Origin of the sequence: Lentzea guizhouensis, assembly GCF_001701025.1 — a bacterium.
GTDB lineage: Bacteria > Actinomycetota > Actinomycetes > Mycobacteriales > Pseudonocardiaceae > Lentzea > Lentzea guizhouensis.
In genome coordinates this window covers 3,665,634-3,683,696 of sequence record NZ_CP016793.1, presented here as the reverse complement: position 1 = coordinate 3,683,696, position 18,063 = coordinate 3,665,634, and the positions used below count along the sequence as shown (strand labels likewise).

The 18,063-nt window shown below is 63.6% G+C and carries 17 protein-coding genes; 2 read left to right on the top strand and 15 right to left on the bottom strand.

Translation table 11 applies throughout. The features are described from left to right. Positions 1-15 precede the first annotated feature (15 nt). The 4 genes from trpS to BBK82_RS18460 all read right to left on the bottom strand — a co-directional run bounded on the left by trpS (position 16) and on the right by BBK82_RS18460 (position 5,196). Positions 16-1,041 (bottom strand): tryptophan--tRNA ligase, encoded by a 1,026-nt coding sequence (gene trpS, locus BBK82_RS18470; RefSeq protein ID WP_065916111.1) that lies wholly within the window; start codon positions 1,039-1,041, stop codon positions 16-18. Positions 1,042-1,067: 26 nt separating this feature from the next. Then, positions 1,068-1,196 (bottom strand): hypothetical protein, encoded by a 129-nt coding sequence (locus tag BBK82_RS55815; protein ID WP_257785467.1) that lies wholly within the window; start codon positions 1,194-1,196, stop codon positions 1,068-1,070. A gap of 183 nt (positions 1,197-1,379) precedes the next feature. Next, a complete protein-coding gene (locus BBK82_RS18465; RefSeq protein ID WP_065916110.1) occupies positions 1,380-3,902 on the bottom strand; it encodes a bifunctional FO biosynthesis protein CofGH in 2,523 nt (840 codons plus the stop codon). A gap of 64 nt (positions 3,903-3,966) precedes the next feature. Further along, positions 3,967-5,196 carry a TIGR03767 family metallophosphoesterase gene (locus BBK82_RS18460; protein ID WP_418287513.1) on the bottom strand — a complete coding sequence of 410 codons (1,230 nt, stop codon included), beginning with the start codon at positions 5,194-5,196 and terminating at the stop codon, positions 3,967-3,969. Positions 5,197-5,226: 30 nt separating this feature from the next. Between BBK82_RS18460 and BBK82_RS18455 the strand changes: the two genes are divergently transcribed. Further along, on the top strand, positions 5,227-6,681 hold the full coding sequence (locus BBK82_RS18455) for a recombinase family protein (protein ID WP_065916108.1): 1,455 nt from the start codon (positions 5,227-5,229) through the stop codon (positions 6,679-6,681). A 221-nt stretch (positions 6,682-6,902) separates the two neighbouring features. Here the strand turns inward: BBK82_RS18455 and BBK82_RS18450 are convergent, their stop codons facing one another. The 4 genes from BBK82_RS18450 to BBK82_RS50330 form a co-directional block, all read right to left on the bottom strand. Continuing rightward, positions 6,903-9,236 (bottom strand): P-loop NTPase family protein, encoded by a 2,334-nt coding sequence (locus BBK82_RS18450; protein ID WP_154697377.1) that lies wholly within the window; start codon positions 9,234-9,236, stop codon positions 6,903-6,905. After that, the gene (locus tag BBK82_RS18445) at positions 9,233-9,538 is read right to left on the bottom strand and encodes a hypothetical protein (RefSeq protein WP_237048249.1); all 306 of its coding nucleotides are present in this window, start codon (positions 9,536-9,538) and stop codon (positions 9,233-9,235) included. Before BBK82_RS18445 ends, BBK82_RS18450 begins: the two co-directional genes overlap by 4 nt. 26 nt (positions 9,539-9,564) lie before the next feature. Beyond that, complete coding sequence (locus BBK82_RS18440; protein ID WP_065916105.1) at positions 9,565-9,909, bottom strand: WhiB family transcriptional regulator; 345 nt, start codon at positions 9,907-9,909, stop codon at positions 9,565-9,567. 403 nt (positions 9,910-10,312) lie between these two features. Next, positions 10,313-11,800 carry a helix-turn-helix domain-containing protein gene (locus tag BBK82_RS50330; protein WP_154697376.1) on the bottom strand — a complete coding sequence of 496 codons (1,488 nt, stop codon included), beginning with the start codon at positions 11,798-11,800 and terminating at the stop codon, positions 10,313-10,315. Positions 11,801-12,068: 268 nt separating this feature from the next. Here BBK82_RS50330 and BBK82_RS47580 point away from each other — a divergent pair, with 268 nt between their 5' ends. Beyond that, positions 12,069-12,503 (top strand): Imm1 family immunity protein, encoded by a 435-nt coding sequence (locus BBK82_RS47580; protein WP_218920630.1) that lies wholly within the window; start codon positions 12,069-12,071, stop codon positions 12,501-12,503. A gap of 841 nt (positions 12,504-13,344) precedes the next feature. Here the strand turns inward: BBK82_RS47580 and BBK82_RS18435 are convergent. From BBK82_RS18435 to BBK82_RS18415, 7 genes are all read right to left on the bottom strand, one after another. Then, complete coding sequence (locus tag BBK82_RS18435) at positions 13,345-13,794, bottom strand: metallophosphoesterase family protein (protein ID WP_065916104.1); 450 nt, start codon at positions 13,792-13,794, stop codon at positions 13,345-13,347. Between the two features lie 178 nt (positions 13,795-13,972). Beyond that, on the bottom strand, positions 13,973-14,257 hold the full coding sequence (locus tag BBK82_RS18430) for a HepT-like ribonuclease domain-containing protein (RefSeq protein WP_065916103.1): 285 nt from the start codon (positions 14,255-14,257) through the stop codon (positions 13,973-13,975). Positions 14,258-14,906: 649 nt separating this feature from the next. Next, positions 14,907-15,146 carry a hypothetical protein gene (locus BBK82_RS50325; protein WP_154697374.1) on the bottom strand — a complete coding sequence of 80 codons (240 nt, stop codon included), beginning with the start codon at positions 15,144-15,146 and terminating at the stop codon, positions 14,907-14,909. Positions 15,147-15,816: 670 nt separating this feature from the next. After that, on the bottom strand, positions 15,817-16,515 hold the full coding sequence (locus tag BBK82_RS50320; protein WP_154697373.1) for a hypothetical protein: 699 nt from the start codon (positions 16,513-16,515) through the stop codon (positions 15,817-15,819). Between the two features lie 51 nt (positions 16,516-16,566). Continuing rightward, complete coding sequence (locus BBK82_RS18425) at positions 16,567-17,370, bottom strand: exodeoxyribonuclease III (protein WP_065916102.1); 804 nt, start codon at positions 17,368-17,370, stop codon at positions 16,567-16,569. Positions 17,371-17,381: 11 nt separating this feature from the next. Beyond that, positions 17,382-17,600, bottom strand: a complete 219-nt coding sequence (locus BBK82_RS18420; protein ID WP_065916101.1) for a hypothetical protein — start codon at positions 17,598-17,600, stop codon at positions 17,382-17,384. 52 nt (positions 17,601-17,652) lie between these two features. Next, positions 17,653-17,964, bottom strand: a complete 312-nt coding sequence (locus tag BBK82_RS18415) for an SH3 domain-containing protein (RefSeq protein WP_065921167.1) — start codon at positions 17,962-17,964, stop codon at positions 17,653-17,655. Positions 17,965-18,063 lie beyond the last annotated feature (99 nt).

Below are 18,063 nucleotides of genomic sequence, written 5' to 3'. Positions count from 1 at the left end.
GCTAGTGCACGTGCACTACTCAGGCAGAACAAAGCCGATCTTCTCGTACGTGCGGCGCAACGTGCCGGAGGCGACGTCGCGGGCGCGTTCGGCTCCGGCGGCCAGGATCTTGTCCAGCGAGGCCACGTCGTCGAGGTACATGCGGACGCGGTCCTGCACGGGCGTGACCCACTCGGTGAAGACCTCGCCGAGGTCCTTCTTCAGGTCGCCGTAGCCCTTGCCGTCGTAGTCCTGGACCAGCGACTCGACCGAGCGGCCGGTCAGGGCCGAGAAGATGGTGAGCAGGTTCGAGACGCCCGGCTTGTTCTCGACGTCGAAGATGATCTCGCGGCCCGTGTCGGTGACGGCGGAGCGGATCTTCTTGGCGGAGCGCTTGGGGTCTTCGAGCAGCTCGACGACGCCGCCGGGGACCGACTTGCTCATCTTGGCGGTCGGTTCCTGCAGGTCGTAGATCTTGGCCGTGTCCTTGACGATGTAGGCCTCGGGCAGGCGGAACGTCTTGCCGTACCGGGAGTTGAAGCGCGTCGCGAGGTCGCGGGTGAGCTCCAGGTGCTGGCGCTGGTCCTCGCCGACCGGCACGTAGTGCGCCTGGTACAGCAGGATGTCCGCGGCCTGCAGGATCGGGTACGTGAAGAGGCCGACGCCGACGGCGGCTTCCTGACGTGCCGACTTGTCCTTGAACTGCGTCATCCGCGACGCCTCGCCGAAGCCGGTGAGGCACTGCATCACCCAGCCGAGCTGGGCGTGCTCCGGGACGTGCGACTGGACGAACAGCGTCGCGCGGTCCGGGTCGATGCCCAGTGCCAGCAGCTGGGCGGCCGAGACGCGGGTGTTCTGGCGCAGTTCCTTCGGGTTCTGCTCCACGGTGATGGCGTGCAGGTCGACGACGCAGTAGAACGCGTCGTGGTCCTCCTGCAGGGCCACCCACTGCCGCACCGCACCCAGGTAGTTGCCGAGGTGGAACGAGCCTGCCGTCGGCTGGATGCCGGACAGGACACGCGGCCGACGAACGGGCTGTGCGGGTGCGTTCTCCGTGGACACGGCGAAATCTTCTCAGACCAGCGAAATCAGCTCAGCGGGGTGTCCTGCTGGGCCAGGTCGACGCGCTGGTTCTGCGCGCAGACCGTCGCCGGCTTGCGGCGCTGCTTCACGAAGCCGTAGACCAGACCGCCGACTCCTGCCGTGACCGCGATCAAACCGACCGGTCCAGCGCCCGAGACACTGCTCTCAACAGCAGCACTCAGTACAAAACTCACGCCTTGCACTTGCCGAGCCTCCCCAAGAGCACAGCCCACCCCGGAACGGGTGAACCTTGCTGACTGATTGGCCGCCAAGCTACCGAGGACCGGTAGCGTCCATGCGCCAAGTCAGACTATCGGTCACTCTTGATCGGATCGCACTCGCCCATATGTCGTAGTTCGCTGACGGGCGTTACGCCCTGCTAGTGAAGCCATGGCAACGAGCTCACTCACAGTGCGCGCGGACCCGTGTTCGGACCCGGCCATGCGGGAGATCGTCTCCTCCATCAGCGTGCCGCCGAGGTCGTTCGCGCCGCCGTTGAGGATCTCCGCGGTGCCCTGGTCGCCGAGCTTGACCCAGGAGCACTGGATGTTGTCGATGCGCCCGTGCAACGCCAGCCGCGCGAACGCGTGCACGGCCCGGTTGTCGCGCCGGGTCGGGCCGGGACGGGCGACGCCGGCCAGGTAGATCGGGGCGTTGCGGTGCACGAACGGCAGCGCCACGAACTCGGTGAGCCCGCCGGTCCGGTCCTGCAGCTGCGCCAGCACCCGGAAGTGGCTGAGCCAGTGGCCGGGGTGGTCCACGTGGCCGTACATCATCGTCGACGACGAGCGGATGCCCAGCTCGTGCGCCGTGCCGACGACGTCGAGCCAGGTCGCGGTCGGCAGCTTGCCCTTGGTCAGCACCCAGCGCACGTCGTCGTCGAGGATCTCGGCGGCCGTGCCGGGGATGGTGTCGAGGCCGGCTTCCTTCAGGTCGGTCAGCCACTCGCGCACGCTCACGCCCGCCTTGGCCGCGCCGGAGACGATCTCCATCGGGCTGAACGCGTGCACGTGCATCCCCGGCAGCCGCTTCTTGATCGCGCGCACCACGTCGGCGTAGTACGTCACCGGTAGCTTGGGGTCGATGCCGCCCTGCATGCAGACCTCGGTGGCGCCCGCGTCCCACGCCTCCTGCGCGCGGTCGGCGACCTCCTCCGCGGAGAGCCGGAACGCGTCCGCGTCGCGTTCCCGCTGGGCGAAGGCGCAGAAGCGGCAGCCGACGTAGCAGACGTTCGAGAAGTTGATGTTCCGGTTGACCACGTAGGTGACGTCGTCGCCGACCACCTCGCGGCGCAGCTCGTCGGCGAGGCGGACCACCTCCTCCAGCGCGTCGCCGTCCGCGGTCAGCAGCGCCATCGCGGCGTCGGTGTCGTCGAGCAACGCGGCGGGGTCGTTCGAGGCGATCTTCAGTCCGCGTTGGACGTCCTCGGGAAGCCGGTGCGGCGCAACGGGAACCTTGAGCTCGGCCCAGTCGCCGTAGACCTCGTCGAAGTCGCCGCGCCGGTCGCCGGTGCGGCCTTCGGTGTCGATCGCGGTGTTCAGGTCGGCGCGGCCGAACGTGTCGAGCCCGCCGTCGGGCTCCTGCCACTCGCGGCCGACGACGGGGGCGTCCGGGTTCGCGAGGCCGTTCTCCAGCGACAGCGCGGAAACGTGCGCGGTGAGCCGGGTGTCGATCCACTGCCCGGCCGCGGCGCGGACGTAGCGCGGGTAGACGTTCAGCCGCTCCTGCAAGGAGAAACCGGCTTCACGGGTGATGTCGGCAAGCCTGTCGACCTGCGGCCACGGCTTCTCGGGGTTCACGTGGTCCGGCGTGATCGGCGAGACGCCGCCCCAGTCGTCGACGCCGGCGCGCAGCATCAGGTCGAACTCCTCGCCGACCAGGTTCGGCGGCGCCTGCACGCTGACCGTCGACGGCATGACGAGGCGTGCGACGGCGATCGTCGCCGCGAGCTCGGTCAGGTCGGCGTCGGGCATGCCGCGCATCGCCGTGTCCGGCTTCGCGCGGAAGTTCTGGATGATGACTTCCTGGATGTGCCCGTACTGCTTGGCGACCTGCCGCATCGCGAGCAGCGACTCGGCGCGCTCGGTCAGGTTCTCGCCGATGCCGATGAGGATCCCGGTCGTGAACGGCACGTTGACGCGGCCCGCGTCGGTGAGCACGCGCAGCCGGACCGCCGGGTCCTTGTCCGGGCTGCCGTAGTGCGGGCCGCCCTTCTCGCTGAACAGCCGTTCCGCCGTGGTCTCCAGCATCATGCCCATGCTGGACGCGACCGGGCGCAGCCGCTGCAGCTCCTCCCAGCTCAGCACGCCGGGGTTGAGGTGCGGCAGCAGACCGGTCTCCTCCAGCACCGCGATGGCGCTCGCCCGCACGTAGTCCAAAGTGGACTCGTAGCCGCGCGCCTCCAGCCACTCCTTCGCGGCGGGCCACCGGTCCTCCGGCCGGTCCCCGAGCGTGAAGAGCGCCTCCTTGCAGCCCTGTTCGGCACCCGCGCGCGCGATCGCCAGCACCTCGTCGCGCTCCAGGAACGCGGCGGGCAGCTTGTGCGGCACGGTCGCGAACGTGCAGTAGTGGCACCTGTCCCGGCACAACCTGGTCAGCGGGATGAACACCGACCGGCTGTACGTGACGACCCCGGGACGCCCCTCGGCGAGCAGGTGCGCGTCCCGCACCTTGCCCGCCGCGGTCAGCAGCACGTCCAGGTCCTCGCCGCGCGCGTGCAGCAACACGGCGGCCTCGGTCGCGTCGAGCACGGCACCGTCAGCGGCCCGGCGCAACGCACGCCGCACGGCCGCAGCGCTCGGACGGGGCTGCGGTGGGGTTAGAGAGATGTCCACTGCCACGTCAACGACCTTAGGCCGCCGAAATTCCTGATCACTTGTGACGGGCTGTGGGACATCCCACTCGTCAGCGCACCGAGACGAGCAGTTCGGTGTTCCGGTCGAGCGGTGTGCCCAGCGGATCCGTCCGGGAGTGGATGTCGTTGTAGGTGAACTCGCGGCAGAGGCTGGCGAGCGCCGGGTCCGACCTGTCGTCGTAGTCGACCTGGTACGGCGCATCGGCTTCGAGGAGGGTCGTGAACAGCGACAACGTGCCGTCGCCGTTGTCGGCCACCTCGATCACGCGGGCGTGCTGCGGGTAGTCGACGTGCGCCGCGGTGTTGATCTCCCAGAAGCCGCGGGACGGGGTGTCGTGCCGGTGCGGCGTGATCACGTTGCGGTGCGTGTGCCCGTTGACCCACGCCAGCACGTTCGGGAATCGGTGCAACAGGTTGACCAGCGCGTCGCCGTTCATCCGCGGGTCGAGCGGCCGGCGGCGGTCGGGCAGGACGTTGCCCATCGACCCGCTGGTGTGGTGGCTGAACAGCACGAACAGCTCGTCGCTGACGTTCTGCCTGGTCGGCCGCCCGAGCCAGTCGTAGTAGAGCGAGCTGTTGCGCCGGAGGGTCCGCTCGATCCAGTTGAGCTGGTGCAGCCCGATCGAGCCGGTGGAGAACCCGGCGAGGTTGGTGGTGTCCATGCTGATGCCGGTGACGCCCGGCGCCATCCGGAACGTGTAGAACACGTCCACACCGTCCGCGTTGGCGTCCGTGTAGCCGTGTCCGCCCGTCTGCAGATGCTTGCGCACGTACTCGCCGGTGGTGAACAGCCTGCGACGGTCATCGGGCGTCACGGTGCGGACGACGCCGCCACTCGCGAGGATCGCCATCGCCTCGGGGATGGCCGTGGGGTCGTTGAACGCCTTGGCCACCTTCGCGTTCTGCACCGGGTCACCGAACCCGACGATCTTCTTGCGCCCGGTGTACCAGCTGTCGAGCAACCCGTCGGGCAGCGCGCCGACCACGCTGTCGTCGTGGTTGCCGATCGTGGAGTACCAGGGGATGTCGAGGCCGGGGCTGGTGAACGTGCTGACGGCGGCGTCGAGGAGCCCTGGCAGCCGCGGGAAGCCCTTGCTCTTGTAGTCGTCGGTGCCGCTGAGGTCCGGCTGCCAGAACGTGCTGATGGCCGCGTTCTGCACGCCTTCGTACCGCGCGTCGCCGGTGTTCGGCGTGATGCTGCCGCCGTTGAGGACGGTGAGGAACCAGTCGAGCTCGACGTGCTCGTGGTTGTCGGTGTTGTCACCGGTTGCGGTTTGCAGGCTAGACGTAACCGGCGCACGATCGGTCCCATGACCAGGTACGTAGCACTGTATTGCCGCATCTCGATCGACCGCGCAGGCCGGAAGGAGGGGGTCAAGACTCAGGAGACCTACGGTCGCGAGTACGCGGCGCAGACGTGGCCTGGTGTGCCCGTGAGGGTGTTCTCCGACAACGACCTGTCAGCAGCGAAGGACGACGTGGTTCGTCCCGACTACAACGCACTACGTCAGGCACTCGAACGCTGCGAGGTGGCTCACGTGTGGGCCATTGAGCAGTCGCGTATTGAGCGGCGCGAGGTGCAGTGGTTCGAGTTCGCCGCGTTGATGGATGGGGCAGGCATTTCGGAGCTGCACACTAAACGTGACGGCATCGTCCACGTGCGCACGGCAGTGGCGGGAATCAAGGCCGTACTGAACGCCGAGGAAGTACGCATCATCAAGAGGCGAATTCAGGACAAATTCGACGCGAAAGCGGCACGCGGAGAGCCACCAGGCGGGCCTAGCTTCGGCTTTAGGCACGCCACGCGTGACGATGGCGTGAAAACTTACGTACAGCATCCGGAAGAGGCGAACGCGGTACGACGCGCCGCAGAGTTGGTGTTGTCCGGTTGGTCGCTGGGCAACATCGCAGCGCAGCTGAAAGAGCAAGGGTTTCGCGGCGCGAAAGGAGGCGCGGTTACCGTGAACACGGTACGCAGCATGGTAACCAGGCCTGCCATTGCCGGTTATCTCGTTCGCCAAGGACGCGTGATCGGGCGAGGAAACTGGGAGCCAATCCTGACCGATGACACATGGCAAGCCTGCCGCCTAAAGCTCTCCGAACCGCGCAACGTTCGCAAGGCTGACGGCACCGAGCACAAGATCCTGAACCCAAAGCGCAGCACTGCACCCGGCAGGAAATACCTCCTCACGGGAGGACTGGCCGTATGCGGTGTCTGCGGAAACCCACTTTCCGGAACCATCCATCGCGTCGGCAAGCGCGGAAAGATTCCCTACCTGCTTTGCCACACCACCAAAGGCGGGCGCGCTTGCACCGGCATCATGCTCAAAGAAAGCGAGGAGTACGTAGCCGAGCGCTTGTTCGCAGAGTTGGACAAGCCTGAATTCCTGAACGCGATCGGAGCCGATGAGCACGGGCCGCGCAGGATGGAAATCATTGACGCACTGGACGCGATCGAGAAGCAACGCGGCGAGTTGGCTACCCTCTGGGCTAAGCCCGGCGAACTGACGTTCGGGGAATGGCAGGCTGCACGTAGCGCTCTAGGCGAACACGAACAAACGCTGCGCAATGAGCTAACGGAGCTTCCACCTCCGGTTGTGAATATCGACATTGAGGGAGCCCGCGAAGCGTGGCCTGAGATGACGCTCGACGAGAAGCGGGAGTTCCTTCGGCTGTTCATTGACAAGGTCGTTCTCTACAGAGCACGTCCGGGAACCCGTAGCTTCGACGGTGACCGCCTAGACATCAAGTGGCGCTACGCATAAGAACCAAACACCAACGGCCCTCTCCGAACGGAGAGGGCCGTTGCTTTTTCGAGAACTACCGACTGTCCTCCGAACCTTGCTCGATTCGCTCCCTAGCAATCCTCCGCCTGGCAAGCGCAAGACGGATAATGCGCGCCGCTCTCGTCAGGGTGTAGGCGTCGTCTACCGCACGGGTCTGAGCTTTACCTAGCGACGTTCTAGCGTCGCCCGGACCGAACGGCTCATTCACTGTCCGGCGACACCTCCTCACCCTCAGGGAGGGAGCCACCGTCGTCCCAGTGAACGGCCCGATTCCGGCTAGTTGACGCGCCAGGCTCAGACCCGCTGTCTATCCTCCCCGTAGGACGTTCCCGCTGATCAGCAGAGGGAGTCAGCCCCAGGGAGGCGACAGGGAAAGCTCCCTGACTCCCTGACGCCTCCCCGCCGTCCACTGTGGCCTGAGAGTCAACACCCTCACGGTTCCTGCGAGCGATTGCATCCGCCACGTCCTCACTGCGGACCACCATCGAACCGTCAGACTTTCGCGGCCGAATTCCGAACCCGAGAAGTGCGGCGCGAAGGTCGCGCGCCGTCCACGGTTCATACTCCCTGGAATTGAGCGCGACGAGTCGAGCGAGAACAGTTTGAGTGCGAACACGGGATTCCCCTTCAAGCACACCTTGGATATCAGTCAGTTGATCGACAGCCGCGGAATTCTCAATTTCTTTCAAGGTCCAGCCGGCCGCGACCGGCAATATCTCCAGATTTGCCAGCGCACGAGCAATGATGGGGGTGACTTCATCAACGCCGTCTTCAAATGGAAGATAGAACGTGCGGACAAGTTCGAACGCATTATGGGTGACGCCGACGGCAACACAGGTTCCCCGATCGGTGTGCATCCTCAGTTCGGTTGCGCGCACACCCGCGCGATACTTTCCCGATCCCAGCAGCCCGTCATTGGCGATGTGGTCCGCTACAGCGAACGCCGCGCCGCACGACACGTTCCGCGTGATCTCCTTGGGGATACTGTCCTTTGTCGGCGACTGGGTGGCCAACAGGAGAATGATTGCGTACTTGCGACCGCGCTTGATCAGCTTGACCGCGAGTTCCGCCGCGCGCTTTCCATGCTTCGGATGCTGGAAGAGTTCGTGACACTCGTCGACCGACAAGATGATGGGGTGCAGGCCCAACCGGGGATTGTCAGCGAGCCTGCGGGAAACCTTCGGCGGTCGGCCCGACTGCTCCCCGAGAACGCGTCCGCGTCGCTCCATTTCGTTGAGTAGATCTTCGAGATCCTGAACGGCGTCAGCCGCAACCGAGTCATCCATTCCCATTCGGTAGCGACTCAGGCGCGGTGCCAGCGGTTCGAAATCCGGGCTTTCACCCATCACGAACGCCCAGAGTTCGGCGGTCGGATCCAGGGCTGCGCCGACCATGAGCACTCGGAGAAGGTTCGTCTTTCCCTGACCCGGTCGGCCGCCGACTAACCAGTTACTTCCGATCAGCGGCGCGTTGATTACCAAACCGCGTTGCGTCAGGCCGAACGGGACACCCTCGAACACGTCGACGGCCCCGTCATGCAACAACGGCCATTCACCTGCACCACCGGAAAGCGTGCCCTTGTCAGCCACCCACAGATCAAGAACTCCGTCTTCCTCGCCCGTGGTAGGCCACGTCTCCAATGACGCACGCCCTAGGTTCGCTGCCAACACTTTTCGTCGATCGGACACCATCTCGGCTGTCACCCCGAGCGGCAAGCGGATTTGCGCCTGAGTTCCGTCGCCGTCCTTTCGCGCCGCAACGGTGTAGACGAGTTCACCGCCACCTTTGAGGAACGAGTTCAGCGAGGCGATTCCGAGGTGCGCAAGGGCCCTGGTGATCATCCTTTCGTCCACCCAGGAACCGGAATCGTCGCGGTCGGGCCGTGTCAGCCATCCCGCACCCGGTGTGCGGTCACGGCCCTCCCACACGGCCGCGCCGACGAGCCACGCCACGGTGACCGGGGGCACCCACGGCCACACCGCCGACACAGCGGCCGTCAGAGCGTCCCTGACGGCGTAGACGGCCTGAAGCCACCCCGGCATACCCGAGCGGTCCAGAACCGCCTCTACGAGCGCCAGGAGAACCAGCAGCGCCGTCACGCCCGCTGCGCCGACAAGCGCCCTGCGGAGGAAGATCCCCAACTTGGCCCACCGTGCCCGCGCGTCGGACCTGATCAACTCCTGCGCCGTGCGCCGCGCCTGCACGTCCCCGGCCATCCGTGCCGCCCGTGCGTCGGCACGAAGGTCCGCGTACGACGCCCACCGCCAACCACGGGCGATCCAGCGCCCGGTCCCCCTCGTGAGGAACCACGCCAGGCGGGCGAGATCACGCGGCGCGTTACGTGCTCGATAGGCGATTACCGACCGCGCCCGAACCACCCCGTCAAGATCCGCAATCGACCTCACCGCAGGCTTGATCAACGGACAGGGTTTACGTTGTGCTGCAATAGTTTCTTCGTCGCTGACGAACTCTCCATCTAGGACTTGACGGACAAGTTCGGCGCTCGGGTTTTCATGATCATCTTGGTGGGTCATCGCCGGCGCCGACCCCGAAGTTGATCTTCGTTGGAGACCACCGTCAGCGCCCGCACCAAGACCCACGACGCGAACAGCGCGGGCACCATCAGAGCGGCCAGCTTCGCCCACCCCGACGCGTTCGGATGCGCGAGTGCCAACCACTGCACGCCGGAGATGAGCGCTGCGCCGACAAGGACCCGACCAGTCAGGGACAGCAGCCGCCCGCCACGACGGGTGGCCTCAGCGGCCTTGCGTGCCCGCCGGACTGACAGACGCCATGCCACCCACAGCAGCAGCACGGCAACCAGCCCGGCCAGCATGAGCGGAGGGGACAACTCGATCCCAGTCATGGCCGCTCACCCGCCACAGTGCCGCCGTCGCGGCGTTCCTCCCAGCACTTGTAGATCGCACGACGCGCATCCTCGGGCAGGGGACCCCATACCCCCGACGTCGCGTGACCACGGGTGCGGAACTCCCATTCCAGACACTCACGCTGCACCGGGCACGCCGCACACACTCGCGCGGCCAGCTCACGATCCGCCCGAAACTCTCCGGTCCACTCGGGATACTCACCACTGGTCGACAACCACCCGCACAGGCCCGTGTTGCGGACCGTGTGCGCCAACTCCTCGTCAGCCAGCTCCGCGAACTCGTCAAGTTCTGCGGCGACCCGCTCGTAGTGCTCGTTCATCGGCGAACACCGCCCATCGGCGAATCCGCCAGGTGCGCCACGGCGTCGGCCGGAATCCACACCCGGTCGCGCCGCCACACCACGGGAAGCGTGCCGACACGGATAGCGCGGCACACGCTCGCCACGCTGCCACCGGTCAACCACGCCACTTGCCTGATAGAAAGCAGGTTTGTACGCGACAAATTCATGATTGTGTTTCCTTACTTGATGTGCGACTCGCGGTTTTGCGGGCCGCTGCATCAAGTACGCCGGAACACAACGACGAACTCTATGCCTAGATCTAGATATCGATATGGCGTGGCAGCATATGCCTGGTCAGGCAGGGTGCGCGCAGGGGCAACATTCCGAGTTTGACTAAGCAGGCGTACGGATATTCATCACTGACATGTTGATCAGCGGGCTGTCAGTCACCACTAGCGCTAGGCTGACCCTTGGTTTCTTTAACCAGTTTGAACAAGTCCCGGAAGTCAGCGCCCGCGCGTGCGCCGTACGCGCTTAGCTCGTCGTCCAACTCTGACGCGACCATCAGAAGCGAAGGACGACTTTGACGGCCGTGCCCCAAGGCTTTTACGCCCATCGCTGCGGCCTCTTCAATGTCGCCTGCTCGCGCCGCCACGACAGCCAAAGTGAGTTGAGCTTCTGTGCTACGCATCGGCGAAACAACAAAGCCATCTGCGTTCACACTGCGCCGGATCACTTCCTCGGCGTTTCGCTTGGCCAGATCGTCGCGCCCAACGATCCGGTATGTATCCATCGCGTAGAAATCGAACTTGTCAGGGTCTACCACGAAGTGATTGTCGGGTCGTTCTGGATACGGCAGGTCGCCCAACAATTCACTACCACGCTGCAATACTTCATAGACCTCATTCGCCATTCCCATGCGGGCGTAGGCTTTGGCCTGCTGTCCATAAAGTTGCACAGCGACAGACTGCGACGGGGCAGCGATGATCCCTGCTTGCGCAAGGGGAATGACTGCCCTGTAGTTCCCTGCCGTCAGGTTGAACCAGGCCAGCATTTCGTGTGCCCAACCTACAATCGAGGCATCACCCGACTCGGTACCAAGTTGCAACGCCATTTTTCGGGTAGCCTGAGCGGCTTTCTGGTCACCAAGGTCATATTCCAAACAACCAACCAGTAGCGCGAGCAGGCCCGCATTATGCAGTACCTCGCGGTGTTGAGGCAGGGTCAACTGTTTACCCAGCAGCTCCGTGACCTTTCTCAACCACGCCTGACCCTTACGCATGAGTTCTCGCGCGTCGGCATGTGAGTAGTCACAACACATCTGCTCTACGGTGATACTCAAGGCATCAATTGTCGGCTGATCAATTGCTGATGCACGGACACGCTGCACTAGCTCTGCGGTGTCTATACCAGTGTTCGCAATCAGTATCTGGTTGTGCGTATCAGCGTCAATCAGCCCTGCCGCGTCTCGACCAGACGAAACAGGCGGAGTAAGCCGACTTTGCCCAGGAAGATCGAACCACAGAAGATGTTGAGGAAGATGCAGAGTTCGCGCCCAGTTTTGAAGCCAGAAAAGATTTGTCTCAGCTGGGCCGTTCTCGATACGACTAAGCTTCGACTGCGTCAGGTTCAACCATCGTGCAAGTAGTTCTTGTGTAAGCGCCCGACCGTAAAGCGTCAAATGACGCGGGTGATTTCGGTAGGCCTTGAATACGTGGCCGATGTGCTGCTCCGCGAACGCGGCGCGAAACTCGTCCGTCTCAAAGAACTCATGCCGCAACTGGGCAGGCGGCGTCCGAAGCTGGTCACGCTGATCTCTGTGGCAGCGAGCGCAGAGATTCGCCGAGTTGGCCGAAGGAAGCCTGTCATCGCAACCCTGACAACGACGGGCTTCTCCAGTGCTTCCACCTTGTGGGACAGGTGTCGTCATCTCGTGTCTTCCCCCGTCAGGCGTCTGCGGCGGATGCGCTGCCTCTGACCAGCGTACATACGCACCGCAGGCGACACCATCGGGTTGCGCCGATCGAGGCTTCGCGCCCGCTTACCAGGCGTTATACCTGGATCTGCATGGGCCATGCAGATCCAGGTATAGACATCAGCCGGACAAGGTTCGACGGTAGAGGCGAAAGAAGTCCGTTAGCGCATTTCCACTCTTATCTACGAAGGTGGCACCCGAAAGTCAGCGGGAACGCATGATCGTGACGGCCGTGCTCACGACTGGAATTGTTCGAGTTGCGAACGGGCTTGAGCAATCTAAGCAATTGGTCGATGAGGTACTGCGCACAAACCACGCCAAGTGGGAAACGACGATGTTCGTTGGGGACGCCGAGTTTCGCAGTACCAAGGAAGGCCCGCAACCGGACCATCAACTACGGGTCAGCGTCAGCCCCTCAGCGGGGCTTGCAGCACTCAACTACATGGATCATGACGATCCGGAAATGGTGATTGCCAACTCATACAACCCAGCGCGGCCACTGCCTGAGGTCAGTCTTCTATTCAACGGGGAGACCGGCGCAGTATTTCCGCGCACAGCATCGATACCAATCACCGATGCTCGCGCGGCGATGATCGAGTGGATACAAACGCGCAAGCGCCCGAGATGCATTCAATGGCGCCCATACGACAACTACTGACAAAAACCTTCCCCTAAGGGATTCCGTGACGGCGATAACCGTAATCGTCGGCCTTATCGCGGTCGGCGTGTGGACATGGATCATCGGAGATTACTACGACTGGTGGGGACGCATGTCTACACACCTGAGTAATCGAAGGAAGACGTAGCGTGACAAACGAACTGGTCCCCCGTCAATACGAGCTAACACCTCAAGGCGTGTTCACACACACGATGGCAGAAAAGTGGCTCGCCTTGACCAATGAGGAGCGAGACGAACTGCTGCACCAGTTGCGACAAAGATCTCTCCAGCAACAGCAGGAGCCCCGCGAGCCGCCTGAATTCGATGTACGTCCTTGGGTTCAGCCCTGACCAGGGTTCAGGCGCTGGACAGCAACCAGTCGGCAAGCGATCCACCAGCGCCCCAAGGGAACCCTTGGGGCGCTCGAATTGAAGAAAGGCCGCCGTCGTGGCTGCGGAAGTTCTAACCGAAGACCTGTTGCGCGCTTCGCTAATGCGGCTGTCGCGTGAAGTCGCGAAGTCTCATCCCGAGTTCAGTGATGCGCTCACGTTGCACACGGTACGCACGTGCAGTCTGGTTCCCGACTCAGAGCGAGCGGAGTACTTTCGTGAACTTGGAGTATTGCTCATTGATCTCGGGCGTCTCTATCTCGCAGAGTCGGACGTGCTCAAGCCATCAGTCGAGGAACCAGCGTCTGATGGTGCCCCAGGCGGAGCAGAGGACGATCATCGCGCGTAGTTGGCGCTAGAGTGACCGCCGCACCCTCAAACCGTTGGTGCACTTGACTTTCACGCCGTGCCTGCCGCTTCCACGAAGCGTCAAGGTTGGTTACGTCTTCATCTCAGTTGACGGTCGTCATGAGGAAGTCGAACTTCCGCCCGGTCAACGGCCCGTGCTTGACCGCGTTGACCCGCTTGACGAGCGCCGTCGAGCCCTGCGCGGTGAGCGTCTCCTGGGGCCGGTGCGCGCTGGAGCCCATGATCGGGTGCAGGTACTCGAACCGCAGCGGGCTCTGGGCGTCGCAGATGTGCATGTCGCTGAACTGCACGAAGCTGGCGAGCGCCTGACGCCGGGCTTCCCGGTTCGGTTTCGCCGCGACCAGGTCGGCGCGGATGACCGTCGGCCACCCCGGACCGGCCGTCAGCCTGCGGTAGCCGCTGGCGCCGACCGGGGTCGCCGTCGTCTCGAGCGTGGTGCCCGCAGTGCTTGCCATCGCTTGCGGGTGGAGCAACGGGACGCCCGCCGCGCCCACGCCCATCGCCAGCAGGAAGTTGCGCCGGTTGAAACCCATGTGCCCGCCCCCGATTCATCGATGGTGAATCGTGTTCATATTCGGGGAGCGGGTGGGTGAAATCGAGCGGTCGCGGGGGCGACAGGAGCGATAAAGGCTGGGCGGACTGGGGCGGTTGGCGGACTCGGTGAGGGGCCGTGCGGCGGTGCGGGACGAGGCGTGCTGCCGGGACCGTCGTTCAGCTCAGGCCAGCGAGCAGTTGGCGAAGGTGCTCTTCGAGCCGTGGCCGTTTCTCAGCGAGCACCTGCCACACAAGAGCGTCGTCCACGCTGGCGTAGCCGTGGATCAAAATGTTGCGAAACGCGACGATCCGAGCCAGGTCGGGTACCAAGGCGGCAAGCTCCGGGTCAACCTTCGACAGGTTGTTCAACGCCTCACCGATGATCTCGAACTGGCGCTCGACCGCCGATCTCAGCATCGCGTCGGCCAGGTAGTCATCGAAAGTCTTACCGTTGCAAGGCAATTGTCATGACGCACCACTCAGGCCATGAGAACGCTGGTAGGTCTAGGGGTTCCTCCGCCTTTATGGACTGGCCTACAGCCCTATGGAACTACACAAAGTCGGGAGACTCGTTTGATGCTGTCCGAAAGTTCAGTGCAACCGGTCGTGACGTGAGGCTCCCAGCTCGTCAGATTGTCCAGGACCCTGCAACCAGGCACATTCTATCGAGTCGAACAGCGGTTACAGCCCTGATCAATTCCTATTGGAAAGTCGGGGGCACAAGCTCACTGCTAAGAACGTGGCTAGCGAGCTGGGTGTAGACGCCAAGACGGCTCGTAATCGCCTCACGGCTAACGGATGGGTGGAGACCACAGAGAAGACGGAAGGCAGGAACCCAGCCACGTTGTGGGAGTACCCAGCAGCCACGGGGGACAGCGAATGGCGACTGTCTGACCCGTTCTCTGACAGCGGGGTCATGACCCTGCCTAAATAGGCTACAAAGTTGACGAAGGGAACGACGGGAACGTTTTTCGAAAGGAACTGCGATGAAGGGAAGTTGGGAGCCCCCCCCCCCCCCCCCCCCCCCCCCCAAGACATTCCCTCCGTTGACCTGCATAAATAGGCCACGACGGGAATGCCGTTCCCGTCGTCAGCCTCCCGTCTCCCGCCGTCAGACACCATCTCCCTTGGGCTTGTGCTCGATCATCTTCGTTCCCGGATAACGGGCGTCTGCGTTCTTGGGTTTCACCTCGTACTCGTCTGTCTCGTTCATCAGAAACCGAGTACGCCCGTCATCGAACAATGTCACATAGCAACCGGGCCTGACTTCAAAACGCCAACTGGGCGTCTCTCTCGTATTTCTGTCCTGCCTCACCGCAGTAAAGGTGAGCTTCTTTTCATCGTCTGCCATGCGCAGAGCCTACCCCTACCTCACTCCAGAAAGGAGCACTCAATGTCCCCTGCAAGCATGCCGCAGAAGCGGCCTGAATGGATGCCCCCTGGTCATTCCCCAGATGAACCCCGAACCGTTCGTGAGGCGCGTGAGTACGTCTATGACGTGAAGTTAAGGAGCAAGCATCATCACCTGATCCGCATGAACCTAAGCGCGACCACGCAAAGCCGAGAAAGGACCAAGCAATGACCGGGAAGACGCCATGCAGGAGGAAGACGTGCCCAGGTTTCGCCAAGGCAGACGATTACCTGCGCTGCTCTGGACTGCGCAAGAACCTGGCCATGCAAGTGGCTATTGCTCTACGAAAGGACACAGACGCTTCCCATGCAGAGCTATCCGCTTTGCTGGGCGTGGTGGACGCCGTGAATCTGTGGAAGACAGCAGTAATTGCAGAGGATAAGCACAGGAATGCAGGTAATAGTACGTAATCACATTCCATGTACTGACCCCTGAGAGAGGCTGTGAGCGTGCGTGTGCACGCTTGACAGTGGGCAACTAGGGGAGGACTGAGTTAAGGACACAGGGAGGCGTACAGTGCATTTAGACGCGCCTGTGATTGACCCTGGGGGAGGTAACCCCTCCCCCTCCGCTTCCTGACCGGTGCGTATATACGCGTCACGGATGCCGTCTACTCGGACGGATGATCGTCTACGTCTAGTTGAGTCGCTGGTGTAGCAGTCCTACGCCATGGCAGGCGCAGCCAACTACGAGTTCCCCTTTGCTGAGCAACAGGTTCAGCGCCGCTTTCCTTCAGAGTCTCCAGGATTTCTTGAAGGTCTGGCTTGCTCCGCTCCGACACGACCTTGGCCGCACGAAGACGGGTCTCTACTCGCTCCCACGTGGACCACGCAGTCAGTTCGGCCAGTTCAACATGGTAGATGTCGCGTAGACGACCTACGGCCTGCTCAAACCGGGTTACGTCGATGCCTGCGCCGTAATGCGTGCCGTCGTTGATTGAGTCTTGGAATGCGTCCTGTAGCTCGTACGCCATCTGCTCTAGGGCCTGGATAGCCTTCAACGTGGTGTCCGCCGCTTGTGCCGAACAGTGGAGTTGGACGGATGCGAGGGAGTCCCTGGCCTGCCTTGCAAGTTCATCTAGGTCTGATGTGATCGGACGGGAAAGTTCCTGGAAGTTCAGATAGGTGTTGAACGAGTGCATGGTCATGTACCAGCGGCTGATGGCTGATATGGCCGCAGAGAGCGCCGTCGACCGTGTTTCCAGCTCCCGCGTGTACCTCTCTTGCTCCCACTTGAGGTGATCTCTTGCTGCCTCACGCCGGTTGGTGAAGATCTGAGTCACGGCCGCGCCCATGAGGGTGCCGAACACGCCAACTCCGGCCACCGCGAGAGTCACCCACACAGGAACCATGTCCGCCCCTTACGGCTTGGGCCAGTCGAACGTGACCGTCACAGGCGCATGATCTGACCATCGTTCCTGGTAGGAGGCTGCACGCTCTACGACTGCTGAGGTGGCGGTCTGTGCGATGCGATCCGTTGTGACAACCAGGTCGATCCTCCAACCCGAGTCGTTGTCGAACGCCTTCCCGCGGTACGACCACCACGAGTACGGCCCGACAGCATCGGGGTGCAGCGCGCGCATCACGTCCGTGTAGCCCGATGAGAACACCGACGACATCCACTCCCGCTCGTAAGGCAGGAAGCCGGACGACTTCTGGTTGGTCTTCCAGGCCTTCAGGTCCTCGGCGCGGTGCGCGATGTTCCAGTCACCGCACACCAGCACCTCGCGGCCGGAGACGGCGGCCTTTTCGCGCAACGACACCAGGTACGGCAGGAAGGCGGCCATGAAGCGGTCCTTCTCGTCCTGCTTCTCGGTGCCCACGTCGCCGGAGGGCAGGTACAGCGAGCCGACGACCACGTCGGGCAGTTCGATTTCCACGTAGCGGCCGCTCGACTCGAACTCGGAGGCGCCGAAGCCCACACGGACCGATGACGGTTCTACGCGCGAGAGGATGGCTACGCCGGCGCGGCCCTTGAGGGACGAGTGGGCGTAGACGCCGTGCCAGCCGGGTGGGGAGTGGACCTCGGCGGGCAGTTCGGAGGGTTCGGCGCGGACCTCCTGCAGGCACACGACGTCCGCGGAGGAGGACGCGAGCCACGAGAGGTAGCCCTTCTTGGCGGCAGCGCGCAGGCCGTTGACGTTGATCGTGGAAACCGTGAGCACGAGCGGTGAGCCTACTGAGAGGCCAGGCCCCAGGCGTGGGGGTACTCGGCGCCGCAGCCCGCGCAGTGGGCGCGCAGGTCGAGGTAGCCGACGAGGGTGGCCATCTCGTCGCGGGGCAGTGCGAGCTGGCGTTGGCCGTCCATCTCGGTGTAGAGGCCCTGCCACTCCGGCGTGCAGGTGCACTGGGTCATGGCCTTGGCCCGGCCCCACCGGAACACGTTGCGCAGCATGACCTCAAGTTTGCCACAGGGCGGACCTGCGGCGAAGCGGGAACGCGGGGCCTCACCCGCAGGTGGAGTCGCTCGTCAGCGCCACGAACTGGGTGCTCACCCAGCGCCGGTAGCCCAGCATGCGGTAGCCGTTCTCGACCCGGTCGGCCGCCTCGGTCACGGCGTCGCGCGGCATGGTGGAGACGATCGGCTGCATGTCGCCGGGACCTGAGCGGACGTTGAGGATGTCCGCGGTCACCGTCACCTTGCACACCTGCTCGCCCTTGTCGCTGCCCATGGGCTTGCCGCCGTTCGCGACGAACATCACCCCGGCGACCCCGAGCACACCCATCACGATCATGCCCCTGACCGGAACACCCAGCATCGCCGCCTCCAACCGCCGCACTGCCTTCCATCTGCAGATATAGCGGCTGGAGGTCCCCTGCGGACGGCCAAGCGCGGCAACCACCCGCAAGAGGAACCG